This window comes from Actinomyces ruminis (assembly GCF_002154335.2).
Lineage (GTDB): Bacteria > Actinomycetota > Actinomycetes > Actinomycetales > Actinomycetaceae > Actinomyces > Actinomyces ruminis.
In genome coordinates this window covers 1-25,163 of record NZ_MTPX02000059.1, presented here as the reverse complement: position 1 = coordinate 25,163, position 25,163 = coordinate 1, and the positions used below count along the sequence as shown (strand labels likewise).

General features: G+C 67.9%; 24 protein-coding genes and 2 pseudogenes. 4 read left to right on the top strand and 22 right to left on the bottom strand.

Going from position 1 to position 25,163, the window contains the following annotated elements:
- Window positions 1-155: 155 nt before the first annotated feature.
- The 10 genes and pseudogenes from BW737_RS11070 to BW737_RS16995 form a co-directional block, all read right to left on the bottom strand.
- The gene (locus BW737_RS11070) at window positions 156-2,066 is read right to left on the bottom strand and encodes a DUF2334 domain-containing protein (protein ID WP_086615122.1); all 1,911 of its coding nucleotides are present in this window, start codon (window positions 2,064-2,066) and stop codon (window positions 156-158) included.
- Complete coding sequence (gene wecB / locus BW737_RS11065; RefSeq protein ID WP_086615140.1) at window positions 2,067-3,230, bottom strand: non-hydrolyzing UDP-N-acetylglucosamine 2-epimerase; 1,164 nt, start codon at window positions 3,228-3,230, stop codon at window positions 2,067-2,069.
- Window positions 3,231-3,339: 109 nt separating this feature from the next.
- Window positions 3,340-4,023: a hypothetical protein gene (locus tag BW737_RS11060; protein WP_086615123.1), complete on the bottom strand. Its 684-nt coding sequence runs from the start codon at window positions 4,021-4,023 to the stop codon at window positions 3,340-3,342.
- Window positions 4,020-5,396, bottom strand: a complete 1,377-nt coding sequence (locus tag BW737_RS11055) for a glycosyltransferase (RefSeq protein WP_086615124.1) — start codon at window positions 5,394-5,396, stop codon at window positions 4,020-4,022. Before BW737_RS11055 ends, BW737_RS11060 begins: the two co-directional genes overlap by 4 nt.
- Window positions 5,393-5,641 carry a hypothetical protein gene (locus tag BW737_RS11050; RefSeq protein ID WP_086615125.1) on the bottom strand — a complete coding sequence of 83 codons (249 nt, stop codon included), beginning with the start codon at window positions 5,639-5,641 and terminating at the stop codon, window positions 5,393-5,395. Before BW737_RS11050 ends, BW737_RS11055 begins: the two co-directional genes overlap by 4 nt.
- Before the next feature lie 267 nt (window positions 5,642-5,908).
- A pseudogene (hisD, locus tag BW737_RS11045) lies at window positions 5,909-7,263 on the bottom strand (histidinol dehydrogenase).
- A 65-nt stretch (window positions 7,264-7,328) separates the two neighbouring features.
- Window positions 7,329-8,072, bottom strand: coding sequence for a hypothetical protein (locus BW737_RS17010; RefSeq protein WP_218961905.1), 744 nt, complete (start codon window positions 8,070-8,072; stop codon window positions 7,329-7,331).
- 77 nt (window positions 8,073-8,149) lie between these two features.
- Window positions 8,150-9,685, bottom strand: a complete 1,536-nt coding sequence (locus tag BW737_RS17005; protein WP_218961904.1) for a glycoside hydrolase family 3 N-terminal domain-containing protein — start codon at window positions 9,683-9,685, stop codon at window positions 8,150-8,152.
- A gap of 109 nt (window positions 9,686-9,794) precedes the next feature.
- Window positions 9,795-10,985, bottom strand: a complete 1,191-nt coding sequence (locus tag BW737_RS17000; RefSeq protein ID WP_218961903.1) for an FAD-dependent oxidoreductase — start codon at window positions 10,983-10,985, stop codon at window positions 9,795-9,797.
- The gene (locus BW737_RS16995; protein WP_218961902.1) at window positions 10,982-11,791 is read right to left on the bottom strand and encodes an oxidoreductase; all 810 of its coding nucleotides are present in this window, start codon (window positions 11,789-11,791) and stop codon (window positions 10,982-10,984) included. Before BW737_RS16995 ends, BW737_RS17000 begins: the two co-directional genes overlap by 4 nt.
- Window positions 11,792-11,939: 148 nt before the next feature.
- Between BW737_RS16995 and BW737_RS11030 the strand changes: the two genes are divergently transcribed.
- Both BW737_RS11030 and BW737_RS18530 read left to right on the top strand, forming a co-directional pair.
- The gene (locus BW737_RS11030) at window positions 11,940-12,809 is read left to right on the top strand and encodes an ADP-ribosylglycohydrolase family protein (RefSeq protein WP_086615126.1); all 870 of its coding nucleotides are present in this window, start codon (window positions 11,940-11,942) and stop codon (window positions 12,807-12,809) included.
- Window positions 12,737-13,045 (top strand): ADP-ribosylglycohydrolase family protein, encoded by a 309-nt coding sequence (locus BW737_RS18530; RefSeq protein WP_257210748.1) that lies wholly within the window; start codon window positions 12,737-12,739, stop codon window positions 13,043-13,045. Before BW737_RS11030 ends, BW737_RS18530 begins: the two co-directional genes overlap by 73 nt.
- Before the next feature lie 134 nt (window positions 13,046-13,179).
- Here the strand turns inward: BW737_RS18530 and BW737_RS11025 are convergent, their stop codons facing one another.
- On the bottom strand, window positions 13,180-13,941 hold the full coding sequence (locus BW737_RS11025) for a hypothetical protein (RefSeq protein WP_086615128.1): 762 nt from the start codon (window positions 13,939-13,941) through the stop codon (window positions 13,180-13,182).
- 277 nt (window positions 13,942-14,218) lie between these two features.
- Here BW737_RS11025 and BW737_RS11020 point away from each other — a divergent pair, with 277 nt between their 5' ends.
- On the top strand, window positions 14,219-15,805 hold the full coding sequence (locus BW737_RS11020; protein WP_086615129.1) for a xylulokinase: 1,587 nt from the start codon (window positions 14,219-14,221) through the stop codon (window positions 15,803-15,805).
- A 70-nt stretch (window positions 15,806-15,875) separates the two neighbouring features.
- On the opposite strand, the gene BW737_RS11015 is transcribed toward BW737_RS11020, so the two are convergent.
- A complete protein-coding gene (locus tag BW737_RS11015; RefSeq protein WP_086615130.1) occupies window positions 15,876-16,280 on the bottom strand; it encodes a hypothetical protein in 405 nt (134 codons plus the stop codon).
- A 74-nt stretch (window positions 16,281-16,354) separates the two neighbouring features.
- Here BW737_RS11015 and BW737_RS11010 point away from each other — a divergent pair, with 74 nt between their 5' ends.
- The gene (locus BW737_RS11010; RefSeq protein ID WP_086615131.1) at window positions 16,355-16,585 is read left to right on the top strand and encodes an RNA-binding S4 domain-containing protein; all 231 of its coding nucleotides are present in this window, start codon (window positions 16,355-16,357) and stop codon (window positions 16,583-16,585) included.
- A 24-nt stretch (window positions 16,586-16,609) separates the two neighbouring features.
- Here the strand turns inward: BW737_RS11010 and dnaE are convergent, their stop codons facing one another.
- The 10 genes and pseudogenes from dnaE to BW737_RS18515 form a co-directional block, all read right to left on the bottom strand.
- The gene (dnaE, locus tag BW737_RS11005) at window positions 16,610-20,215 is read right to left on the bottom strand and encodes a DNA polymerase III subunit alpha (RefSeq protein WP_086615141.1); all 3,606 of its coding nucleotides are present in this window, start codon (window positions 20,213-20,215) and stop codon (window positions 16,610-16,612) included.
- A gap of 19 nt (window positions 20,216-20,234) precedes the next feature.
- Window positions 20,235-20,798, bottom strand: a complete 564-nt coding sequence (locus BW737_RS11000; protein ID WP_086615132.1) for a GNAT family N-acetyltransferase — start codon at window positions 20,796-20,798, stop codon at window positions 20,235-20,237.
- A gap of 5 nt (window positions 20,799-20,803) precedes the next feature.
- Entirely contained in the window at window positions 20,804-21,724 is a 921-nt protein-coding gene (locus tag BW737_RS10995; RefSeq protein ID WP_086615133.1) for an RluA family pseudouridine synthase, read from the bottom strand.
- A 29-nt stretch (window positions 21,725-21,753) separates the two neighbouring features.
- A pseudogene (lspA, locus tag BW737_RS10990) lies at window positions 21,754-22,224 on the bottom strand (signal peptidase II); the annotation flags it as partial.
- Between the two features lie 241 nt (window positions 22,225-22,465).
- On the bottom strand, window positions 22,466-23,068 hold the full coding sequence (locus BW737_RS10985) for a DivIVA domain-containing protein (RefSeq protein WP_180272205.1): 603 nt from the start codon (window positions 23,066-23,068) through the stop codon (window positions 22,466-22,468).
- A gap of 232 nt (window positions 23,069-23,300) precedes the next feature.
- Window positions 23,301-23,588, bottom strand: coding sequence for a YggT family protein (locus tag BW737_RS10980; protein ID WP_086615135.1), 288 nt, complete (start codon window positions 23,586-23,588; stop codon window positions 23,301-23,303).
- A 20-nt stretch (window positions 23,589-23,608) separates the two neighbouring features.
- Window positions 23,609-24,076: a cell division protein SepF gene (locus tag BW737_RS10975; RefSeq protein WP_086615136.1), complete on the bottom strand. Its 468-nt coding sequence runs from the start codon at window positions 24,074-24,076 to the stop codon at window positions 23,609-23,611.
- A gap of 94 nt (window positions 24,077-24,170) precedes the next feature.
- The gene (locus tag BW737_RS18525) at window positions 24,171-24,644 is read right to left on the bottom strand and encodes a purine nucleoside phosphorylase YfiH/LACC1 family protein (RefSeq protein WP_257210747.1); all 474 of its coding nucleotides are present in this window, start codon (window positions 24,642-24,644) and stop codon (window positions 24,171-24,173) included.
- Entirely contained in the window at window positions 24,635-24,766 is a 132-nt protein-coding gene (locus BW737_RS18520) for a hypothetical protein (protein WP_257210746.1), read from the bottom strand. The genes BW737_RS18525 and BW737_RS18520 overlap by 10 nt, the downstream gene beginning before the upstream one ends.
- On the bottom strand, window positions 24,763-25,017 hold the full coding sequence (locus BW737_RS18515; protein ID WP_257210745.1) for a laccase domain-containing protein: 255 nt from the start codon (window positions 25,015-25,017) through the stop codon (window positions 24,763-24,765). The genes BW737_RS18520 and BW737_RS18515 overlap by 4 nt, the downstream gene beginning before the upstream one ends.
- Between the last annotated feature and the right edge of the window lie 146 nt (window positions 25,018-25,163).

Genomic DNA, 25,163 nt, shown 5'->3' with positions numbered 1-25,163 from the left:
CACAGCTGCGGCCCCGATGGCCCCTACCGCCGCTGACACCAGTCCCACCAGACGCCGCCGGCTCATCGGACGCAACCGACGGCTTTGACGGTCCTCGGCCGCAGAAACGAATGACTCACCGTTGTGATCGGCTTGCGGCTCGTTGTCTGCGTACTTCACTTCAGCTCCATTGCGGATACGAAGGTATAGCCCTCGGCGCGAATGCCCTCGACGATCTCCTTCAGGAGCGAGACGTCGTAGTAGGGATGGAAGAAGAAGCTGGCCGTAGCGTGGGTGTTCACCAGGTTCGCGCGCGCCGAGGCCACGATATCCGCAGGCAGGCGCGGGGGGTGCTGGTTGTAGGACTCCAGCTCCACGTTGCCCAGGTTCTCGGGCAAGACGTGAGTGCCATAGGGATCGTTGACGGCGTAGGGGAAGAACTGTCCGTAGTAGTCGAAGTCCCCGCCGCTGCTGCCGGTGAGCAGACCCGCATGCAGGAGCTCGCGCTCGTAGCGGACCCCGTAGACCTCGCCGATGCCGGTGTAGGCGGCAGCGGTGGCCGCGTAGTGGGGCGTCTCGAACACGGTTGGCTCCGGCAGGCCCACCTGGGCGAACAGTGCCCGCCCCTCAAGCACCTGCTGGGTTGCCCAGGCGGCATCGGTGCCGGGCAGCTCGCCGCCGATCTGCACCCACGAGTCGTTCTGGCAGGTGATCGCAGGGGCGGAGTTGTCGTTGGCGTCCGTGCACCAGGAGCGGATGAACTCGAAATCGTCTGTGCTTACCGCGTTGTACGGATTACTCAGGGTGGAGAACTGGTGGGTGGTGCCGTGCTGGATCAGGGTACCGCCATTGGCGACGGCGTAGCTGAGCACTTCTACCAGTTCCGGATTGTCCGCCAGAGTGATGGTTTCGGGGGCCGCGTCGTTGTAGACGCCGCTCGGGTCGGTGTAGATCGGAACGACGGCGATCTGGAACGGGACTCCCGCACCCACAAGATAATCGACGATGGTGCGCAACTCGGCGCCCGTGGTGGCGGGGCTGACGTCCTCGATGCGCACGGCCGCCTGCCGTACGGTGGCCGCCCCGGGCTGGAGGGTGTCGAGCACGATGTCCGCGGCGGCCAGGTACCGATCCGTCTCCGCCAGGTAGGACAGTGGGATCTCACCGATGTAGGTCAGGTTCGCGGACTTCACCGCCCACGGGAAGGAACTGCCGGTGGTCTGCGCGATGGAGGCGCAGTCGGTGACCGCACCCGCCGTATCGGAGCAGTTGGCGGTCCCCAGCACCGTGACCTGCTCCGGGGCGGTGATGTGGGGGGCGAGGATGCCACCGGTGTTAAGTGCATTGCGGGTCAGGTTCTGCCCGTTATACGTCACACTGCTCACCGTGTCGGTGGAATCGATATAAGAGTTGGCCGCATCCCATCCATATCGGGTGGTGAAGGTGGCGCGATCCTGGGTGTCCGCCGTCAGCTTCCAGATGTTGAACCCGGTCCACAGCACGGGCACGTCACCGGTGAGGACGTCGTCAATAAAGGCCCGGGGCAGCGGCTCGTCATAGGTCGATCCGGAGTAGATGACGGCGGTAAAGGAGCCTGCCAGGCCCGCGGTGTAGTCGGACACGGGCAGGGTTGTCACCGTGCCCGAGTGCGAGGCCAGCATCCCCATGCCCAGAGCGTAGTACTCGCCCAGATGGGCGTACTCACCGGTCGAGTCGAACAGCACAAGAGTGCGGGCCGGACCGGCCTGTGTGGTTGAAAAGGTACGGGCCGAGGTCGGCAGCGCAACATCGGCGGGTAGGTCGCGTATCACTGCCTCCGCGTCGGCAGCCTCGACCGGTTGGGCAAGTTCCTCCTCGTCGATCAGGCCTGCGGCAACCAGCGGCAATGTCTGCTCGGCGGCCGCCATGGGCTCCGGCGGAGCCTCCACCACCGCCTCCTGAGTGATGTCCACCGGGGATACGACCGGAGCAGTCTCGGCCGCGACTGCGCCCACAGCAGGTCCGGTGGTAGCTGTCACCAGCAGGGCTGCCGCCAACGTCAGGCCGAGGGCGGCGCCGTGTCGCCGCTTCAGGGATTGGGGCATCATTCACTTCTCCTTGGTGATGGAATCGTTTCTTTCAGGGGTGAATTCCGGTACGCGCTTGCCAACACCGGTCAACGCTGCCATGGCGGCGATGATGCGGAAGCACGCCCGTCCGTCGCCGTACGGGTTGGCCGCGTTCGCCATGCGCGCGTGAGCATCGGCGTCGTCCAGCAGGGTGCCGACGGCGTCAACAATCGTCTCCTCGTCGGTGCCGACGAGTCGGGCCACCCCGAAATCGACAGCCTCCGGACGCTCGGTATTCTCCCTCATCACCAGTACCGGCTTGGAAAGGGCCGGCGCCTCTTCCTGCACGCCACCGGAATCAGTGAGCACCAAGTGGGCACGGTTCATGAGCGCGCAGAACTGCCCGTACTCAAGTGGTTCGGTGACAACCACATTGTCTAAACCCTCGATATGTGGCAGGATCGCCGCCCGCACCTCCGGGTTGCGGTGGGCGGGCAGCACAATGAGGTCGTCGGGGTGCGCGCATGCCACGCGGGCAACTGCACGACCTATTGCCTGCATCGGCCGCCCCCATGACTCACGGCGATGCGCGGTCACCAGCACCACTCGTCGAGTGGTATCGGCGGTGGCGTCAGCCAGGGCAGTATCGGTAAACGCAACCGGCCTGGCCACGGCATCCAATAATGCATCAATGACGGTATTGCCGGTAACAACGATGTCTGCAGGATCCGTGTTCTCCTGCAGCAAATTGTCGCGAGCCAGTGCGGTAGGGCAGAGGTGCAGCGAGGCAATCTGCGTCAGTAGCCGCCGGTTGGCCTCCTCAGGGTATGGGGAGGCGATGGATCCGGTGCGCAGTCCAGCCTCCACATGTGCCACCGGCACCTGATGGTAGAAACCCGCCAAACCAGCGGCGAATGCGGAAGTGGTGTCTCCCTGGACCACCAGCAGACTGGGGCTGAACTGCTCAATGACGCGTTCCGCTCCCTCCAGTGTGCCTACCGTTATCTGGGTCAGGCTCTGACCGGGGCGGTGGATGTCAAGGTCAGCGTCTGGGACGATTCCGAAGAAGTCATTGACCTGGTCAAGCATCTCGCGATGCTGGCCGGTGACGACAACGACCGGCTCGAAACGCTCGTCGTGCTGCAGCGCGCGGACCAGTGGTGCCAGCTTGATGGCCTCGGGCCGAGTTCCGTACACCAGCATCACGCGTGGGCGGGAACCCGATTTGGTACTCGCGAAGATGTTTCGCATGTGTCTCCTCAGGGATTTCAGGGGTATGGACGAGGTCGACTTTGTGGATATAAAGAGCTGCTCAGGGCTTAGTCGGCGTTATCGTCACGTCGACGTCGGCATCCTCGGTGTAGGCGGCTGCGGCACCGGATCGGTAGGGGGAATCGGTGTCTGTGACGGATACCAGATGCTCACCGTCCACCGCGATGGCAACGGTCATTCTGGCCTTTGCGGTCGTGTCGATGCTTATGGTCACGTGGTGCTCCTGGCCCACCGCGAACCGTGGAGTGTTGCCGGAGGCTAGGAACTGCTGCTTGCCGGGATAGGCGGGGTTCTGTTTGGACACCTCCCACCCGTTAGGTTTGAGTACGAGCGCATAGAAATGGTCATTGTCCTGATAACTCCATATCAGCCAGGCAACCTCCCACGGATTGGGCGTGCTGCCCTGCCGAAGCTGCCTGCGCGTGAGCATGGTCGCCTCGAAGGCCGTTACCTGGCCTGGGGTGACGCTGACCTCACGTGAGGCGGCCAGCCCCGCGTGGGTCTCGGCCGCTGCCGTGGCGGGGGCAGGACTCAGGCTCACCGTATTGCCACGGCACGACGCCGAGCCGTACCCGTCGAAAATCAGCCCCCAAGCCCCGCAGTGCATGTCATCGCTCCTGACGATCCCTGAGGCCATCATGGTCGCGGCCAGAACCACTATCAATACCGCGGCGAACAACTTGTTCGGGCGGCAACGACGTGACCTGCCCGCAATACTGATCATGTTTGGGCCTCCTGAGTCATTGCTTCGGGAACGGAAGCGTGTTCCGCCTCACGGGAGGTCTTGGCCCATCCGGACCTGCCCAAGCACTCACGCGCCAGCGCTCGCCAGCCGAAGACCCCTGCGAGCAGACCGTAGAGCACGAAGAGGTGGCACCACGCCACGCAGCGCACAGGCCCTGCGCCCTCATCGCGTTCATACAGCCAGTACACCAGCGCGTATAGGTATGACGGCCCGAAGGCCAGCAGATATGTACCGGGAACCCAAGACCACTGCTGAGGCACGCCGCGAATCACATTGGACACGCACAGCCCCAACATCAGTAGGAACGAGATGACCAGTAGGGAGCCGGCGAGCAGCAGATACGGACTCAGAACCTGCCACAGGGTGTCGGCACGGGCACGGCCCCGTAGGTGTCGGGCGATGAAACCCATCAGATTCCGGGCTTGCAGATTGCCCTGGAACCAGCGGGTACGCTGGCGAATCAGTCGTCGTAGGGAGGTGACGCCCTCCTGATGCACTGCGGCGTCACCCCTGAACTCGTTGATCCATCCAGTTCCATTGAGCCGGATACCCAGGTCGAAATCCTCCGTCAGGGATCGTGTCCAGGGACGCCTTCCCAGCGCGTTAAGCGCGGCCAGCCGCACGAACTGGGCGTTTCCCCCCATGCCAACGCTCCTCATGCGACGGCGCCCCTGCTGAAAAACTGAGGTGAAGGTGACGAACTCGATGTCCTGCATTCGTGCCAATAGTGAGGCATGGCGGTTCGAGATTCGCACGCCGAGCTGGACGGCACCCACGGTCTGATCACGGAGGGCACCGCGCGCCACATCCCAGGCGGTGGGATCGAGGTGTCCGTCGGCGTCAACCACGCCGACTACGACGTACTCGGGATCGATATCGCGGTATCGCGCACGAATGATCTCTATAGCGTGGTTCAGCGCCTCGCCCTTTCCCTGCCGGGCGTTGGGCGGATCGCGTCGCAGCAGCGCTACGCGCGGGTCGGCGATAGCGCCGACGATGTCGCTCGTCGCATCATCCGACCCATCATCAACCACTAGCACGTGCAGCGCCGGATTGGGGTCCTCCAGTAGACGTGCAACCGACGGCCCGATAACCGCGGCTTCATTGAGGCAGGGCATCAGTACCACGATCTGCAGTGGTTTCCCAACAGGATGCTGTAACGGCCTCGACAATCGATCCCGTTGCCCGGCGCGCTTGCGCCTTCCGGCCAGAGTGTAGGCACCGCAGGCCAGTACCAGCATGTAGGTCAACGCCACCGCCACCATCACAACGGCAGCCCAGAAGCCGACCGTATCCAGAGCGGCCGCGAGGCCATCGGAGGCGCTGGCCTGCCTGAACTGATCTAGGCTCATGCCGCAGCTACTCCCGACTCCCGGGGTTGGACGACGACTTCGTGGGGCGACACTGGCGGCACCCCAGTCCCGACGGAACTGCGGGTCCTGCGGAAGATGAGAGATCCGTACAGATTGAGAGCAATAAACAACAGGGCGATCACCAGGAAACCGAAGCCCGCCAGGTCGAGCAGGATACGGGCGAGGATCTCCACCCCGCAGGCACCGACGACGGACTTGGCCGAGAACAATGTGTTATACATCACGACTCACGTGCAACTCAGGGACAGGGGATACACGCTCCGGAACACCCCTTGCGGTTACACCGAAATCGAGGGCGTCAAGCGCTTACCCCAAGGATAACGCACATCAAGACGAAATACCAACTAGAACACGTTTTAGCAAACATAGGCGTTCGTCACACTGCAATCATCCCGCGGTCGCCTATTGATTGAGTGAAGACAACTAAAATACTGTAGGCGAAGCCATTCGTCGCTTCATCCAGTCCAGAACTGTATCTGGACACCGCCAATTCAGCACTGCCGGGCGCGGGCCGCCTCGCCGTGAGCGGGCAAGTTCTCAGACTCGGCCAGCGCCGTGAGCGGCGCGGTCATGGCCGCCAGGCGTCGGCGTCGTAGTCGATGAGCTGGACGGGCTTGAGGTAGGCCATCACGTTCAGCCCGGCGGCAAAGCGGGCGGTGCCGCCGGTGGGCAGGACATGGTTGGAGCCGGCCAGGTAGTCGCCCAGCGGGACCGGCGAGTAGGGGCCGACGAAGATAGCGCCGGCGTTGTGGATGCGGCGGGCTACGGCGGCGGCGTCGCCCGTCTGGATTTCCAGGTGCTCGGCGGCGTAGGCGTCGGCGACCTGCACGGCCTGGTCGAGGTCTCGCACCAGCACGATGCCGGACTGTCTTCCGGTCAGGGCGGTGCGGGCGCGATCACGGTGACGGGTGACGTCGAGGCGACGGGCCAGCGCGGCATCCACGGCGTCTGCCAGCGGCAGGGAATCGGTGATCAGCACCGACCCGGCATTTGGGTCGTGCTCGGCCTGCGAGAGCAGATCGGCAGCGACGTACTCGGGGTCGGCTGCCGCGTCGGCGATGACGGCGATCTCGGTGGGGCCCGCCTCGGCGTCGATGCCGACGACGCCGCGCACGGCGCGTTTGGCGGCGGCCACATATACGTTTCCGGGTCCGGCCACGACGTCTACCGGCTCGCACAGGGTGCGCCCGTCGCCGCCGCCGGCCAGGGAGTCGGCGCGATCGACGTCGTCGGCAGCCTCGGTGCCGTAGGCGAACATGGCGATGGCCTGGGCACCGCCCACCGCGTAGACCTCGGTAATTCCCAACAACGCGCAGGCCGCGAGCACGGTGGGGTGGGGCAGGCCGTCGAACTCCGCCTGAGGCGGGGAGGCCAGGGCGATCTGCTCCACGCCGGCCACCTGGGCGGCGACCGCATTCATCACCACGGAGCTGGGATAGACGGCCAGGCCGCCGGGCGCGTACAGGCCCACCCGGCGCACGGGGATCCAGCGCTGAATGATGTGCCCGCCGGGAATGATCTCGGTAGCGCGCTCAGCGGGCAGCTGGGCGACGTGTCCCGCGCGGTTGTGGGCAATCGCCAGCTCCAGGGCTTCCCGCACCTGCGGGTCCAGTCCATCCAGGGCCGCCTGCAGGGCTGCCGCGGGCACGCGTAGGTGAGTCGGCCGCACGTGGTCGAAACGCTCCGCGGCATCCCGCAGGGCGGCGGCGCCACGCTCCCGCACATCGGCAATGGTGGGAGCCACGGCCTCCAGCGCGGCGGCGACATCCTGGTCGGCGCGCGGCAGGGCCGCTGCCAGTTCCCTGGCGGTCAGATTCGAGTCACGCAGGTCGACGCGGTTTAGCAGCATGGGGAGAGCCTACCGGCTCCGGTAGCGGCGGGTGCGAGCGTCCTCGATGACGCCGGACCAGTTCATACCGAAACCGAAGGCGTAGGCGTGGCCGACGGCGTCGGTGTAGGCGGCATAGTCGAAGGGCAGGTCCTCGCAGTGTGCCTCCACGGCCTCCATGGACTCCGGCAGCGTGATCGGCAGCAGCCCGCTGGGCTCGAAAACGCCCGCCAACAGCTCCCACACGGCCTGTTGTTGCACACCGAAGTCCACCACGATGGCGTCGGCGTAGGCTCAAGCTCGGCCAGCACGGCCGGGTTGTGCATGCGCACCACCACGATGACGGGGCGCTCCCCCAACACCTCACGGGCGGCGATGACGGCGTCGAGATCGGTCTCATTGGCGGCCCGGTTGGTCTTGCCGCGGTAGGCGCGGTCGCCGGTTTCGCGGAAGTCTCCGGCCGCCAGGGAGCGGGGGCGGGCCGCGGCGGCGGTGTAGGGGCGGTACTGGAGGGTGAGCGGCAGGTAACCGTTGCCCCCGGCGTCGCGATCCGCGGTCGAGTAGGGGTTGGACAGAGGGCTCTCAATGAAGACGACGGCGGCATCGGCCTGCCGCGGATCGTCGGCACGCGCCCAGGGACAGGCGGCGGCGTCGAAGGGATCGACGTCGCGGGCGGGCTCTCCCCCGCGCATGAAGCCGGGCTGAGCTCCCACGTGGCGGGTAGGCACCCACACGCGGTGCACGCCGGCGCCCAGCGGCAGCACGGACCCGGCGTCGTCCACGTCGCCGCCACCGGCGGCTACGGCGCGCTGGTTCTTGAGCAACACCAGGCTGTCGCGCTGGGCGGCGCGGGCGGCGGCGGTGAAGGGCTCACAGCCGACGACAGCGGTGGAGCCGGCCGGGTCTAGGTAGGGGTTCTCGAACAGTCCGGTGCGGAAGAAGACCCGCAGCAGGCGCGCGGCGGAGGCCTCGAAACGGGCGCGGGCCGCGGCCTCGCCATCGCGGGCGGCGATGCGGCGGTAGGCTCGATGATTGGGGCGGCCTCACTGTTTCCGCCGAACTGGTCTACGCCATTGTCGATGGCGAGTTGGTGGCGGCCGGCCACGTCCAGGTCCTCCACGCCATAGCAGCGCTGGCCGAAGTGGTCGATCTCCGGGTCGGGGTCGGCGGTGATGCCCCAGTCGGTGCATACCACCCCGTCGAAGCCGTAGCGCTCGCGCAGCAGGTCGTGAACGATGGCGCGGTTGTAGGCGTTGGCGCGAGGCGGCGTGGGCCCGCCGGCACCGTTGAGCACCTGCCCGTCGGGGGTGCGGTAGTGCCAGGAAATCGTGTAGTAGGGCATCACGGCGCCGGCCGATACGGTGGGGCCGTCCAGGTGGAAGGCGGCGTCGAAGGAGCGCAGGTGCTCGGCCTCGTTGCCACCGGGGTAGACGGCGAACTTGCCGAAGCCGTAGTGAGCGTCGCGACCGCCCTCGCCGGTGCCGCCGCCGGGCCAGTGCTTAACCATGGTCGACACCGACGCGCTGCCCCAGCCGGGGTCGGCGTAGGAGGCGGTCACCGGCGGCAGGCCCGCAGGGGCGGAGGCCAGGCCGAAGGCGGCGCCGGCGCCGTTGGGCGTGGTCTGCATGCCGTCGCAGTAGGCGCGCGCATAGTCGGCCGTCAGGCCGGAGTGCGGCCCCCAGGTGTCCTGCAGCCGCATCCAGCGGGGGTCGGTGGCGATGTCTATCTGTGGCCCCAGCGCCGTGGTTATGCCCAGGGCCCGGTACTCGCGGGAAATGATGGCGGCGTACTCAGCCACCCGGGCGGGGTCGAACAGGGCGGCCATGCCCAGTCCCTCCGGCCAGCGCGAGACGTCGGCGGCGGAGGTGGCGAACTCGGCGCCGGCGGCCTCGGCGGCGCCGTTACGCGGGTCGGTTGAGGTGTTTACCGGGACACCCAGCGGTTCTAGCTCCGCGAGCGCCTGCATGGCGTTGTTCCAGCGGGCGGCCGTGTCCGCATCCTGGAGGGTGAAGACGAGCACGTGCCGGACGTGGTCGGCGGTGATCATGGCGCGCTGCTGGTCGGTCAGTGCCCACGCGGGCACGTCCGCATCCGGGTAGGTGCGGCCGCCGTAGGTGCCGGCGAAGGGGCCGACGCCGGGGTTGGGGACGGGCTGGTGGGGGGAGTAGAGCATGAGCCCGGCGATGGGCTCCAGGCTCAGCCGTGCGGCGAGGTCGGCGGCGCGCTCGGCGGCGGGGAGTCGCCAGTCCTCGTAGGGCAGCAGTCTCCCGGTGCGAGCCAGGTCCTTGAACAGGTGGCCATCGACCTCGATCACGGGCGCCGAGGTGACCCCCAGGGTGGGGCCATCGTCCTGGGGGTGGAGCGTGACGCGGGGCTCGGCATCGCCAGGGGCCCCGGGGCGGGATTCGGGATTCGAGCCGGGCGTCGATGGGATGGTCACGGGCGCTCCTTCACTGGGCGACGACGGCATTGCCAACACGGCCAAGCATGGCACAGGCGTGCCGAGGGCGCGCGCTGCCGACGCGCCCTCGGCCCAGGTGGCTTGCGGCTCAGAGAGCGAGCGCGGCGACGTAGGCGTCGTTGATGGCGTCGCCGACCTTGCCCGGTTTGACGCAGTCGCCGACCCGGATGATCTCGGCGCCGGGGACCGCGGTGGCGAGAGTGTCGCCCTCACCCTTGGCGGGCTTGAGGCCGAAGGCCGTGATGACGGTATCGGCCTCGATGAGCTCCTCGGCGCCCTCGGGCCCGGTGACGCGCACGCCTGCGGGCGTGATCTCCTTGACCAGGGTACGGGTGCGGATCTCAACCCCGTGCGCCTCGAGTTCGCGCAGCAGCGAGATCCGGTTGAGCATCAGCATGTCCCCGGCGATCTCCTCGACCATCTCAAGGATGACGACCTCGTGGCCCGCCTTGGCGATCTCGAGGGCGGCGTCGGCGCCCGACAGACCGCCGCCGCACACGACGACGCGCTTGCCCAGGGGCGCCCCGCGATGGAACTCGAGCACGTCGACGGGCCGCGCCCCGGGGTCGACGGCGACCGCTTCAGGCACGAAGGGGTGCGAGCCGATGGCGAGGACGAGGACGTCGGCGCCGGCGAGGACCTCGTCCGCGGCCGTGATCTGGTGGCCCAGGTGGATGCTCACCGTGGGGATCTGCTCGAGCTGGTGCTCCCACCAGCCGATCATGTGGAACAGCTCCCGCTTGAAGTCGGGGGTCGCCGCGGGCAGGAGGACACCGCCGATACTGTCGCCCTTCTCGTAAACCTCGACGTGGTGCCCGCGCAGCCCGGCGACGCGCGCGAACTCGAGTCCTGCCGGGCCGGCGCCCACGACGACGACGCGCTTGGGCTCGGTTACGCTGCCGGGCTCGATGACGCGCTCGAGCTCGAAACCCGCCTCGGGGTTGACGGCGCAGGCCACCGGCAGCCCGAAGAAGGCGTTGCCGGTGCACAGCTGGTTGCAGCGGATGCAGGGGCGGATGTCGGCCCGGCGCCCCTGCTCGAGCTTGACGACGATGTCGGGGTCGGCGATCAGCGGGCGCCCCAGCGCCACGAGGTCGGCACTGCCCTCGGCGATGAGCCGCTCGCCGATCTCGGGGGTGAGGGAGCCGCAGGCGGCCACGGGGATGGAGACGACCTCCTTGACCCTGGCGGCGGCCTCCCACATCGGGGCGTCGCCGAGGTAGTACGGCGGGAAGACGTAGTCCATGGCCTCGTAGGAGCCGTCGTCGCACAGGATCATGTCGAGCCCGCCGGCCTCGAGGGCCTGAACGAGCGCCTGGGTCTCCTCCAGGTGCGCCCGCCCTCGAATCGGTGGTTGACCGAGATGCGGAAGGAGGCAATGCAGCCGGGGGCGTTGTCCTTGATGGCGTGCAGGCACTCCACGGCGAAGCGGGCGCGGTTGCCGGGCGAGCCGCCGTACTCATCGGTGCGGCGGTTCCACACCGCGCTCATGAACTGGTCGACGAGGTAGCCGGTGTGGCCATGCAGGTCGATAACGTCGAAGCCGGCTGCGGCCCCGCGGCGGGCGGCCTCGCCCACGCGCTGGACGATGAGACGGATCTCCTCGGTCGTCAGGGCCCGGCAGCGGCGGGAGGGATCGAAGAAGTAGGTGTTGTCCGAGGCCGAGACCGGCTCCATCCCGAGCTCGTCGTAGTACTGGTTGTTGCGGCCCAGGCCGGGGGTGAGCTGGAGGGCGGCCAGGCCGCCGCCGGCGTGGACGGCGTCGGCGATGCCGCGCAGGCCCGGGATGCAGTCGTCGGAGTCGGCCCGCGCCAAGCCCTTGTGGACGGGCTCGAGGTCGGACTGGACGAAGTTGATGCCGGTCATGACGACGGCGGTGCCGCCGACGGCGCGGGCCCCGTAGTAGGCGGCCTCGCGCGGGGTGGACAGTCCGTCCTCGGTACACATCTCGGTGCCCATGGGCGGCATGAGGGTGCGGTTGCGCAGGACGTGCCCGGCGATCGTCAGGGGCGACAGGAGATGGGGGAAGGCGCAGTCCGGTGCGGTGCTCTGGCTGTTGACGGTGGTGCTGGTGACGGTGGACATGGCTGACTCCTCGGGTGTCGACACTGAACCCGTTCCAGTTCACAACCGAATTGTTAGAAGCGCCACTGCCTAAGGTCCTCATTGGCTGAAACGCAACCCGTCCTCACCATCGCGTCCCAAACACCAAGCACCTCCCTATGCTTCCACCATGAAAGCTGCTCGTCCGCATAGCGCTGCCTCCGTGGTCGCCCTGACCGATTCTCAGCTGGACCGCGTTGAGGGCGTATTGCTGGCGCAGGCGGTCGGCGACGTCATGGGGGTGCCCTACGAGCCGGGCGCTATCCCCCTGGAGGGGCCCGCGCAGTTGCTCGGCGGCGGCTTCGGCGACTATGCGCCGGGCGAGTGGAGCGACGACACCCAGATGGCCCTGTACATCGCTCAAGTAGCTGCCACGGGCGCGGACCTTACCGAGGAGGCGGCCCTGGATGAGATCGCACGCGGCTGGTGCCGGTGGGTGAGTGTTGACGGCGCCACCGACGTCGGCGTCCAGACCCGGGCGGTGCTCGACGCCGTCGCCGGTACCGCCGCCGCGCCGGGAATCGCCGCGCGCATGCGGGCGGCCGCGGCGGCCCTGCACGCTCGCACCGGCCGGACGGCGGGCAATGGAGCGCTCATGCGCAACGGGGTCGTGGGCCTGACGCGCCTGAACGATCGTCGGGCGACGGCGGCCGCGGCCCGCGCGGTGGCCGAGCTGACGCATGCCGATCCGCTGGCCGGGGATGCCTGCGTGATTCAGGCGGAGCTGATCCGCGCCAACATCATGGCGCCGGCCTGGCAGGGCATGCCGTACTTCGGAGCCAATGCCTTGGCGACCCTCGACCTAATTCCCGTCGCGCGCCGCAGGTACTGGCATGACCTGTTCGACGGCGGGATTCTGGATGCAGGCCGCTATCAGGAGCCACCTGCCGACGACGCTTCGCCGTGCATGCACTGGGACATGCGACCTTGGCCTTCGTCTTCGTCAACCGTGCCGGCCACCGCACCGGGGCGGCCGGGGGACGCTACCGCGAGGAGGTAGCGCGAATCTGGATGAGTGCGCTGCTGGACCGGGCGGTGCGGGCCAGCCGGGACAAGGACACGGTTGGGGCCATCACCGGTGCGATCGCGGGCAGCTACCTGGGTGCGAGCGCGCTCGACCCGCAGTGGGTCGAGGCCGTGCACGGCCTGCCGCGCCGCCAGGACGGCGCCGAACGGGCCGCCCGTGATCTGCGTGGGCTGGCCCGGGCCACGGCTAGCGCCGGGCTGAGTCGTTGAGGCCGCTGTTCTCGTGCGGCCAACCTGCTGGCCGCCGCCACCTGACTCGGCCGGCGGCAACGTCGGTTGCGCGCCCGTGGCCTCGTCATCATTGACGTCCGGTTCCAGGAGGACAGCCGCCTTGGCCCGAGGCGCTACCCGGCGCCATCCGGCGCATCCCGCCGGTCGATGATGTGTATGGGCCCTTGTAGGCCGCATTCCCGCAGGGCGGCGTCGAGCTCCTCCACCAGTGTCTCGATGCTGGTCAACCCCGCCGCCACCTCCGCGTGGTCGATCCACAAAGCCGCCACTCCCCCGCTCTCGGACACCGACTCAACGACGAATCGCTCCGCGGCCGTCTGCTGGAACAGTTCCAGATCCTCGGTGGGGCCGTAGATAATCGTTCGTGCAGCCGGAATCGGTTCGGGACCCTCGTTGAACCAGGGTTCATGCAACACCACCTCCACGAACACGGTGCCGTCCGCCGCCACGGGACGCCGTGCGCCGAGTCGATGCGGCAGACCGTGTTCTCCGACGCGCGAGCCGAGCGGACCGGTGCCGGCGTAAGCGAAGGCGCGCAGGCCCGCCGCGTTGAGCGCATCCGCGAGCGCTCCCAGGCCCCTGTCCGTCAAGCCGCCGGCGTCGGTCAGGAGCAGCCAGTCGGTCTCGGGCGCGGGTGGGCTCAGCCGAAACCCGGCCCGCCACGCGGTCGCAGCCACCTGCGTCGTCGCCTCCATGGGAAAGACACGCACAAAGGCGGTATGCGGGCCGGCGCGGGTTACCAGCGCCGTCGGCAGGACCAGCCCCATATCGAACAGGCGGGGCACGGCCGGTGGCGCGTAGGGTGGCGGATCGCTACCGCCGGGCGGATCGGCGCGGCGGTCGGTTGAGTACGGATCGGGACTGGGCTCGGTCATGTGTGGACGGTAACCAGGGGGTACGACACGAATTCGGAGGACTTCGGGGACTCGGCGAGCGCGGCGGGGCTCACCGCTCCCCACGAGTGGGACGCCGGGACCAAATGTTGCACGCCGGCAATCGCCGGACGGCTACCCCGCGCGCACGCCGACAACCCAACAGTGAACGTTCACATTCGGTGGTCGCCCCCACTATCATGGCGCTCGTGAGCGCCGCCGACGCGAAGTCGCGTCCGGCGGCAAGGCAGCAATACACCGATCAGCAACGGAGCTTCGCATGACCACAGCAACCACCCCCGCCGATACCGACCCGGCCGGTACCGCCCTCGGCGTCGAATTCGGCTCGACCCGCATCAAGGCCGTTCTCATCGACTCCACCGGAGCCGTGCTGGCCGATGGGGGCTTCACCTGGGAAAACGAGCTAGTCGACGGCGTGTGGACCTACTCGATTGACGCCGTCATCGCCGGCCTGCAGGCCGCTTACGCCGACCTGGCCGGACAGTACCGGGAGCGCTACGGCGTGCCGCTGTCCGAGGTGGGGGGAATCGGCATCTCCGGCATGATGCACGGCTATCTCCCCCTGGACGACAACGGCGAGTTGCTGACGGCCTTCCGGACCTGGCGTAACACCTTCACCCAGGACTCCTCCCGCACCCTGTCGGAGTTGTTCGGGCTGAACATCCCGCAGCGCTGGTCAATCTCGCACCTGCACCACGCCATCACCCACGGCGAGGAGCACGTGGCGCGCATCGCCCACCTGACCACCCTGGCCGGATACGTCCACTACCGACTCACCGGACGCCACATCCTGGGCGTGGGCGAGGCCTCCGGCGTGTTCCCCATCGGCCCGGACGGACACTCCTTCGACGCCGACATGCTCGCCGCCTTCGACCGACTGGTCCAGGTGCCGTGGCGTCTGGCCGACATCCTTCCCGAGATCGCGCTGGCCGGGCAGGACGCCGGCCGTCTTACCCCCGAAGGGGCCCGCCTGCTCGACCCCACCGGCACGCTGCAGCCCGGGGCGAGGCTGTGCCCGCCGGAGGGCGACGCCGGCACCGGCATGGTCGCTACCAACTCGGTGCACCCACGCACGGGCAATGTCTCCGCGGGCACGAGCGCCTTCGCCATGATCGTGCTGGAGCAGCCACTGCGCAGTCTGGTGGAGCAGATCGACCTGGTGGCCACCCCATCCGGGGCGCCGGTAGCCATGGCACACGCCAACAATTGCACCTCCGACCTGAACGCCTGGGTGGAGGTCTTCTCCCAGTTCGCCGACGCTATCGGTCGCCCCATCCAGCGGGGCCCCCTGTTCGACATCCTCCTGGGCGCCGCTGCGAAGGGCAATATGGACGAGGCCGGGGTGTTGTCGTACAACTTCCTGTCCGGAGACGCCATCGTCTCCCTGCCCGAGGGGCGCCCGCTCACGCTGCGCCAACCCGGTATCCGCTTCACTCTCGCCGGCCTGATGCGCTCGCACCTGTTCGCCGCCTTCGCCTCCATGGCCTACGGGTTGAAGATTCTCAAGCAGAACGCCGACGCACCGATCGACTCCATGTTCGCCCACGGTGGGATCTTCAAGACTCCCGAAATCCCCCAGCGGGTCTTGGCGGCCGCATTCGATACGCCCGTGTCGGTCGGCCAGGCCGCCGCGGAGGGCGGCGCCTGGGGCATGGCCCTGCTGGCCGGCTTCCTGCTGTGGGGGGACGGAATGCAGCTGGCCGACTACCTGGAGCAGCGCATCTTCGCCGACCTGGAAGTCATCACCATCGCCCCCACACCCGAGGAGGTCGCCGAGTACGACCGCTACCTCGAGCGCTTCGTCACCGCCCTGCCACTGGAGCGCACGGCCACCGAAGTGTTTTGAGAACCGGCGTGAATGGCCCGAGCGTATTCGGCTGCTGGGCCGCTCTCCCGGGTTCCGTCCGACGTCCCAGTCAAACCGGGGCCCAGTAGTCCCAACAGGCGCTGCGCTCGGGTGGTGCCCAGGCGTCGTCGGCCGTCCCGACCTCGCCCTTGGCCTGGTTGATTACCAGCGCCGGCAGACTCGGCTCGCCGCGCTCGGCGCAGTCGTGCCCGAGCATGTGCATCAGTGGCCCCATGTGGCGTGGCAGGACGGCGCCACCGATCGCCTCGCTGAGTCCTCCGTAGGTTATGACCTCACGGTGGGCGGCGACCTCGATGAGCACTTGGCGTGAACGCATCACCGCCTCGGCCAGACGCGGCGTGAGCGTGTAGCTGCGCTCCCCCACCGGATAGCGCTCCCCCACGGTCAGCGCGAGTTCCTGCGCTGCGGGCCGCCAGGCCCCGGGGCAAGCACTCGCGGAAGCAGATGATGACACGCGCTTATCCTCTCAGAGATGGACGCCGGGGCGTCCACCCGTTGCCAGCCGCTGGCAGCTGCCAAGATAGGAGTATGAGTACCCCCTCGTGGCCCTCCGTTCCGGTCGCCGGTGAGATCAAGCTCGGGCAGTTCCTCAAGCTCGCGGGTCTGGTAGAGGACGGAGCCGACGCGCGCATCGCCATCCAGTCCGGCGATGTCACCGTCAATGGCGCGGTCGAAACCCGGAGGGGGCACCGCCTGGCCGCCGGCGACGTCGTCATCGTGGATCTGCCGACGGGCGCGGCAGGCGCCATCGTGGGGTGACGCGCCCCGCCGCCGGCCGGTACGTCAGCGTTTGAGGCAGCCCGGACCCAGCAGGGCCTTGATATCGGAGTAGAAGGCCGCCGAGGCCTCCACCCGCAGGGAGTTGTCAAGCTGGGTGCGCACCTCGCGTCCGGGGCTGGTCAGCGTCAACCGTACGGTGGACATGCCCGGGTGCTTCTCCAGCACGGTCTTGAACTGCTCCACCAGCGGGCCGGTGCAGCGGTTGGTCGGCAGGGTGATGGTGACCGCCTCATGCGTGGCGCTGGATACGTCCGGCACCGTCATCTCCTGCACGTAAAGGGCTACTTGCCCGTCGCGGCGGTTCAGGCGCCCGCGCAGGGTCACCACGGTGTCCGGGGCCAGCATGGTGGATACCGTCTGGTAGGTGGAGGGGAAGAACAGCGCCTCGATGCTTCCGCCCAGGTCCTCGATCTGGGCAATGGCCCACAGGTTGCCCTGCTTGGTGGTCTTGCGGGTCAGTGAGGTGATCAGGCCGGCGATGGTGACCATGGCGCCGTCGGGCCGGTCGTCGTCCTCAATGAGGTCGGAGATCTCGGTGTCTGCCAGCTTGGCCAGGGCACTCTCCAGGCCCAGCAGCGGGTGGTCGGACACGTACAGGCCGAGCATGTCGCGCTCGTAGGCGAGCTTCTCCTTCTTGTCCCACTCGGGCAGGTCGGGGACCTCCGAGGAGAAGACCGGGCCGGAGCCGAAGCCGGCATCGGCCTCGCCGGCGGCGTCCCCCATGATGGAGGCGAACAGGTCGAACTGGCCGGCGGCCTCGTTGCGCTTAACGCCGATGATCTCGTCCACGAAGTCCTCGTGGCAGGCGTGCAGGGCGCGCCGGGACTTGCCGAGCGTGTCGAAGGCGCCGGCCTTGATCAGAGAATCAATGGTGCGCTTGTTGCACACGACCGCGGGGACCTTGTCGAGGAAGTCCTCGAAGCTGGTGAAGTCGCCCTTGTCCTCGCGGGCCTTCACGATGGCGTCCACGACGTTGGCGCCGACGTTGCGGATGGCGCCCAGGCCGAAGCGGATGTCCTCGCCGACGGCGGAGAACTGGGCCCGGGAGGCGTTGACGTCCGGGGGCAGCACCTTGATGCCCATGTGACGGCACTCGCCCAGGTAGACGGCCAGCTTGTCCTTGTTGTCCTTCTGCGAGGTCAGCAGGGCCGCCATGTACTCGGTGGGATAGTGGGCCTTCAGGTAGGCGGTCCAGTAGGAGACCACGCCGTAGGCGGCTGAGTGCGCCTTGTTGAAGGCGTACTTGGCGAAGGGCACCACCACGTCCCACAGGGCCTTGACGGACTCCTTGGAGAAGCCCCGCTCGACCATGCCCGCCTCGAACTCGACGAACATCTTCTCCAGGATGTCCATCTTCTTCTTACCCATGGCCTTGCGCAGCGCATCGGCCTTGCCCATGGTGAAGCCCGCCAGGTCGGTGGCGATCTTCATGACCTGCTCCTGGTAGACGATCAGACCGTAGGTCGTCCCCAGGATCGGCTCCAGAGCCTCCTTGAGCTCGGGGTGGATGGGGATGATCTCCTGCAGACCGTTCTTGCGCAGGGCGTAGTTGGTGTGGGACTCCGCCCCCATGGGGCCGGGGCGGTACAGGGCGCCGACGGCGGAGATGTCCTCGAAGTTGTCCGGCTTCATCAAGCGCAGCAGAGTGCGCATGCCGCCACCATCCAGCTGGAAGACGCCCAGGGTGTCGCCACGGGCCAGCAGCTCGTAGGTGGGCCGGTCATCCAGCTCGATGTGGTCGATGTCGAGCGGTTCCTTGCCGTTGGCAACGATGTTGTCTAGGGCGTCGGAAATGACCGTGAGGTTGCGCAGCCCCAGGAAGTCCATCTTGAGCAGACCCAGATGCTCGCAGGTCGGGTAGTCGAACTGGGTGATGAAGGCGCCGTCCTGCAGCCGCTGCATCATGGGGATGATGTCGGTCAGGGTGCGGCTGGACATGATCACGGCGCAGGCGTGCACGCCCCACTGGCGGGTCATGCCCTCCAGGCCGCCGGCCAGCTCGACGATCTTTTGCGCGTCCGGGTCCTCGGCGTGCAGATCGCGGAAGGCCTGCGCCTCCCCGTAGCGCGGGTCCTCGGGGTTGAACATGCCCTTGATGGTGATGTCCTTGCCCATGATGGCCGGTGGCATGGCCTTGGTCAGCCGGTCGCCGACCGCGTAGGGGTAGCCCATGACCCGAGAGGAGTCCTTGAGCGACTGCTTGGCCTTGATGACACCGTATGTCACCACCTGGCTGACGCGATCGGACCCGTACTTCTGCTTGACGTACTCGATGACCTCATCGCGCCGACGCTCGTCGAAGTCGACGTCGATATCCGGCATGGAGATGCGCTCGGGGTTGAGGAAGCGCTCGAAGATCAGACCGTGCTTGAGCGGGTTGAGCTCGGTGATGCCCATGGCGTAGGCGACCATGGAGCCGGCGCCGGAGCCACGACCCGGCCCCACGCGGATGCCCTGACGCTTGGCCCAGTTGATGTAGTCGGCCACCACCAGGAAGTAGCCGGGGAAACCCATCTGCACGATGACGTCGATCTCATACTCGGCCTGCTTACGGCACTCCTCCGGGATGTCGCCGTGGAAGCGGCGGTCCATTCCCTTCCAGCATTCCTTAATGAACCAGGACTCCATGGTCTCCCCCTCGGGAACGGGGAAAACCGGCATGAAGGAGGCGCCCTCGTCGACGGTCTGGAAGCTGACGTTGCACTGCTCGGCCACCAGCAGCGTGTTATCGCAGGCCTCCGGCATCTCCTTGAACAGGGCGCGCATCTCTCGGCCGGGACGCAGGTAGTAGGTGTCGCCGTCGAACTTGAAGCGGTCGGGGTCGGAGAGCACGGAACCGGAGTTGATGCACAGCATCGCGTCCTGGATGGTGCGGTCCTCCGGACGCACGTAGTGGGAGTCGTTGGTGGCCAGCAGGGGGGCGTTGATCGCCTTGGCCAGGCGCAGCAGGTCCTTGGTGACGCGCTGCTCGATCTCCAACCCATGGTCCATGAGTTCGACGTAGAAGTAGTCCTTGCCGAAGATGTCCTGCAATTCGCTGGCGGCGCGCAGGGCCTCGTCCCACTGGCCCAGGCGCAGGCGCGTCTGCACCTCGCTGGACGGACACCCGGTGGAGGAGATCAGGCCCTTGGCGTAGCGGGAGATGAGCTCACGGTCCATGCGGGGGGCCTTGCCCCACTGCCCCTCCAGGGAGGCGTAGGAGTCCAGGCGCATGAGGTTGTGCAGGCCCTCGTCGTTGTGGGACAGCAGGGTCATATGCGTGTAGGAGCCGCGGGCGGAGACGTCGTCGGCGCGCTGGGACTCATCCCCCCAGAACACGCGGGTCTTGTCGAAGCGGGAGGTGCCCGGGGTCAGGTAGGCCTCCACCCCGATGATGGGTTTGATGCCGGCCTTCTTGGCGGCCGCGTAGAACTCATAGGCGCCGAACATGTAGCCGTGGTCGGTGATGGCCAGGGCGCGTTGGCCCAGCCGCTTGGCCTCGGCGACATAGTCCTTGATCTTGCCGGCGCCGTCCAGCATGGAGTAGTCGGTGTGAACGTGCAGGTGGACGAAGTCGTCGTAAGGCTCCTGGCCGTCGGTCTGCTCGCCCACCGTCTGCGCAACGCTCATGTCTGCCATGCGGCTCATCTTAGGAGCGATGCAGGGTGCGGGCCATGTCCTGATGCCAGATGCCGGCATCCAGGTAGCGCTCCCCCGTAATCACGTGGTAACCGCAGCGTCGGTAGAAGTCCATGGCCTGTTCCTGCGCCGAGAGCACCACGGTGACGGCGCCCTGAACGGCCGCATTCTGCAGGGCGGCCTGCTCGACGGCGGCGACCAGGCGCGCTCCCAGACCGGTACCACGGGCGGCGCGCCGCACGGCCAAGCGTCCCAGATGCACCTGCCCGGGGTGGTCGGGCTCCAACAGCAGGCGTGCCGTTCCCAATGGGGCACCGTCGGCGCCGCGGGCAAGCACGTGGATGGTGGTGGCCGCGAAGTCGCGGGCGTCGATTTCCAGGGCGAGAGGAACCCGCTGCTCGTCGACGAATACTTCCAGGCGCACGTCCGCCACCGCGCGGCGAAACTCGTCGAGCGCGGGGTCGGCATCGTCGCCGCGGACGGTGGCAAAGTCGATAGGGGCGACGACGGCGCGCAACGATTCGATGCGCAGCGGCGGGTGGCCGGTCGGGTGAGGTGCAGTCGTTGGCGGCATGGGCTTCAGGGCAGGCGAAGGACGTCCAGGGCGTGGGCCAGGTCGTCGGGGTAATCACTGTGGAAGGTCAGCCGACTCCCGGTGATCGGGTGGGCGATGGTCAGTTCGGTGGCGTGCAGCCACTGGCGCCTCAGGCCGGTCCGGGCGCTCAGGGTGGGGTCGGCCCCGTAGGTGGCGTCTCCCACGCAGGGGTGGCCGACGGCGGCCATGTGGACGCGGATCTGGTGGGTGCGTCCGGTCTCCAGGTGGACCTCCACCAGGCTGGCGCGAGGCATGAATTCGATCACGTCATAGTGGGTGATGGATTCACGCCCGCCGGCGATGATGGCCATTTTCCACTCCCTGCCGGGGTGGCGGCCGATGGGGGCGTCAATCGTGCCGGAGGAGGGATCCAGGTGTCCCTGGACGACGGCGTGGTAGACCTTGTCAACGGTGTGCTCGCGGAAGGCTCGCTTGAGCACCGAGTAGGCCCGCTCCCCCTTGGCGACGATCATGACGCCGGAGGTGCCCACGTCCAGCCGCGACACGATGCCTTGCCGCTCGGCGGCGCCGGAGGTGGCCACTGATATGTGCATGGCCCGCAGCGCACCAAGAACATCCGGCCCGTCCCACCCTACTGACGGATGCGCGGCCACGCCCGCGGGCTTGTCGACCACGACGATGTCGGCGTCCTCATACAGGATGCCCATGCCCTCTACCGGGGTGGGGACCGGCGCGGGCGGGCGCGGATCGGGCAGGTCGGCCTCGATCATCCCGCCGGCCTCCAGCCGCTGGGCCTTGTCCACGGCCGCGCCGTCGATGCGTACCCGGCCCGCCGCGCACAGCGCCTCGACCTTGGAACGGGACAACCCGGTCATGCGGGCCAGGGCGGTGTCCAGTCGCTGGCCCACCAGCCCGTCCGGGACGGGCAGCAGCCGCAGGCTCATGCGTCGGTCTCCGCGTGTCGACCGCGCCCAGCGCCCGCGCGGCTACCATCCAACTCACGACCGCGCAGGGACAGCACCATGATGATGACGGCGGCGCCGACGATGGCGATGTCGGCCACGTTCCCCACGAACCAGCCGCCGTAGTCGATGAAGTCCACGACGTGCCCGCGTAGTACGCCGGGGGCACGCACCAGCCGGTCGATGAGGTTACCCACCGCGCCGCCCAGCACCAGGCCGAGCGCAACCGCCCACCACATGGAACCCAGCCGCCGGGAGACGCGGATGACCACCACCGTCACGGCTATGGCGATCAGGGCGAAGATCCAGGTCTGGCCGGTGGCGAAGGAGAAGGCGGCACCGGGATTGCGCAACAGGACCAGCGTCAGCCAGTCGCCCAGCAGGTGCACACGGCGCCCGTCCGACAGGGCCGCCACCGCCCATGCCTTCGTCAACTGGTCCACGGCCACCACAGCCGCCGCCAGCGTCCACAGGATCGCCAGGGGGCGGTGCGGGCGCGGGGCGGGAGCCGTCGTGGCGGCCTCTGACGGGTCCGGTGTCTCGGCGGCGCGACCGGATCGGCGTGACGGGTTCGGGAGTCTCGCTCATGGTCCTTCGTGGGTCTCGACGGGTGGGCGCGGCTCGCCACGGTCATTCACACGCAACCGGTCGGGGCGGCGGCCCGGTGGGCCCGCCGCCCCGACCGGCGGATGTCATGGCGTTGTTGACGCGTTGGCGCTGCCGCTACAGGCTCGGCGTGGCCGACTCGTTGCCGTCCTCGACGGTGCTCAGCAGGTTCTGCAGGTAGCTCTTCAGGCGCGTGCGGTAGTCGGATTCGAAGCGGCGCAGTTCGTCGATCTTGTGCTCCAGACCGGAACGCTCCTTCTCCAGCTGGGCCAGGGTGCGGTTGCGCTGGTCCTCGGCCTCGCGCACAACCTGCTCACCGGTAGCGCGGGCCTCGGCGATGATGCGCTCGCCCTCGGCCTTGCCGTTGGCGACGTGCTCGTCGTGCAGACGCTGGGCCAGCTCGAGCATGCCGGAGGCGGCGGCCGGTTCCTGGGACTCGTCGGCGACCGGGGCGACGGGCGCCGACTCGACGACGGGCTCAACCACCGTAGTCGCCTGCTCGGCGACCGGCGCCGCCTGGGCGCCCTCCCCGAGCTCGGCGATGCGGGCGTTGGCGGCCTCAAGCTTGGCCTTCAGGTCGGCGTTCTCGGCCTCGAGCTGGCGCATGGACTCGACGACCTCGTCAAGGAACTCGTCGACCTCGTCCTGCTCGTATCCCTCGCGGAACTTGGTTGCCTGGAACTTCTTATTGAGGACGTCGTCTGCGGTTAGCAGCGTCATAGTCGTCACCTCGGTGTCGTTACGGAAGATGCCACGAGCACCGGATGACCGGCGACTCATGCGGGCAGGATACCTGAACTCTAGGTTCAGGCCATATTCGGAGGGGCATGTCACGCCCATGATGTCACATCGGCGTTACATAGCCGCCCTGGTAATAACGCTACCATCACATAGACGGAGACGTTGTGTCATTATTGTGATGTTTTGCGGCTTTGTCGGGTCCGTCGGATTCTCACACCAGCAGCAGGAGCAGATACTGGATGATGACGATTCCGAACCACAGGACCAGGAAGCCCAGGTCTATACCGACGCCGCCCAAGCGCACCAGCGGCACGAATCGGCGGATCTGCCGCAGTGGCGGGTCGGTGAGCCCGTAGACGATATTGGCCAGGACCAGCACCACGCCGGTGGGACGCCAACTGCGGGCGAACAGCTGGATCCAATCCAGCACCACGCGGATCAGCAGGATCAGGACGTAGAGGTTGAGCAGGCTCGAAATGATCGAGATGATTGCGACCATAGGCAGCGCAGCCGGCCCGATCAGCTCTGGTTGAAGAAGCGGCCGTGGGCGTCCTCGGCGCTATCGCCGTCGTCGATCTCGACCGAGGTCGGGGTCAGCAGGAACACCCGCGGGGTGACCCGCTCGATCGCCCCATGCAGGCCGAAGACGAGCCCGGCAGAGAAGTCGACCATGCGGCGAGCGTCTGACTCGCTCATGTTGGTGAGGTTGACGATGACCGGTACGCCATCCCGGAAGGACTCGCCGATCACGCGGGCCTCGTTATAGGTGGACGGGTGCACGGTGACGATGCGACGCAGATCCGGGGCCGCCGCAGCAGCGGGTGTCTCCTCGAAGGGGGCCTCGTAGACGTTGCCGGCGTCGTCGGCGTAGTCGTCGGCCAGGCCCTGAGTGAAGTCGACGTGGGTGTCCTCGGGGGCGTCGACGTAGGCCTCTTCGATCGGCTCGGAGTAGCCGAGGAAATTGGTCATCTTGCGCAGTGCGCTCATGAGAGTTGCTCCTTGTCCGTCCGGTTCCCTGCGGCCCGGACGTAGTTGACGGTATCGGGAGCCGGCGGCCTGGCGGCTGATTCACTGCGGCGTGTCATCGGATATCGGCGCGCCAGCATGGCCTTGCCGGTTTCGACACCGGCGTCGGAAGCACAATTCCGGCCTGACGACCGGTCACGCCGTCACGCCGGTAGGAGTACAGGTCGGGTTGCTCGTAGGTGCACCGGTGGACATCGAGGATGTGGCGCACACCGGCGCGTTCGAGTTGGGCGGTCACACCGGCGGCCAGGTTGATGCCGGGCGTGCCCCAGCGGGTGGTGCAGGCACAGGCGGGTTCATGGGCGGCGGCCTCGGCACGCAGCTCGGCGCTCACCTCGTAGCAGGCGCCGCAGATGGATGGACCGATGGCGGCGTGGATGCCGTCCGGCTCCGCGCCGGCGGCGACCAGGGCGGCCACCACCGCCGGGACGATGTCGGCGAGGAATCCGCGGCGGCCGGCGTGGACGGCGGCCACGACGGTGCCGTCGGCGCCGGCCAGCAGGAGTGGTAGGCAGTCGGCTACGAGCACGGCTGCGGCCGCCGGCGCCTCGGGCCGGCGGGCGGCGTACGGACATCCAGTACCAGCGCATCGGCGGTGGGCGCGGCGTCGGCTTGGGCGCCGGCGATGCGGGCGGAGTGCACCTGGTTCATCCAGCGATGCCGGCCCGGCCGTCGGCGCCGGATGCGTCTTCCGCCGCATCGGAGGCGATGCCGAGCGCCCGGGCGAGGCGGTGGCGGTGGGCCTCGACCCGGACGGGGTCGTCACCGACGTGGAGAGCGAGGTTGAAGCCCGCATACGGGCCGCCCTCCTCCGCCGGTGCCGGCGCGCGGGTGGTGAAGTAGCCGCGGGCGCCGTCGCCCATGTCGACGGCGATCAGCGCGTCCGCTACTGCCTCCGCCACGGTTCAGCGCAGGAAGTCGGGCAGGTCGATGTCGTCCTTCTCGCGTCGACGCCGATGACCGCGGCACGGTCAGCTCCGGCTCCGCCTCGGGCTGGGTGTCGTCGACGTAGGTGGCACCTCCGCCGTGGTGGGGCGGGGACGGCCGG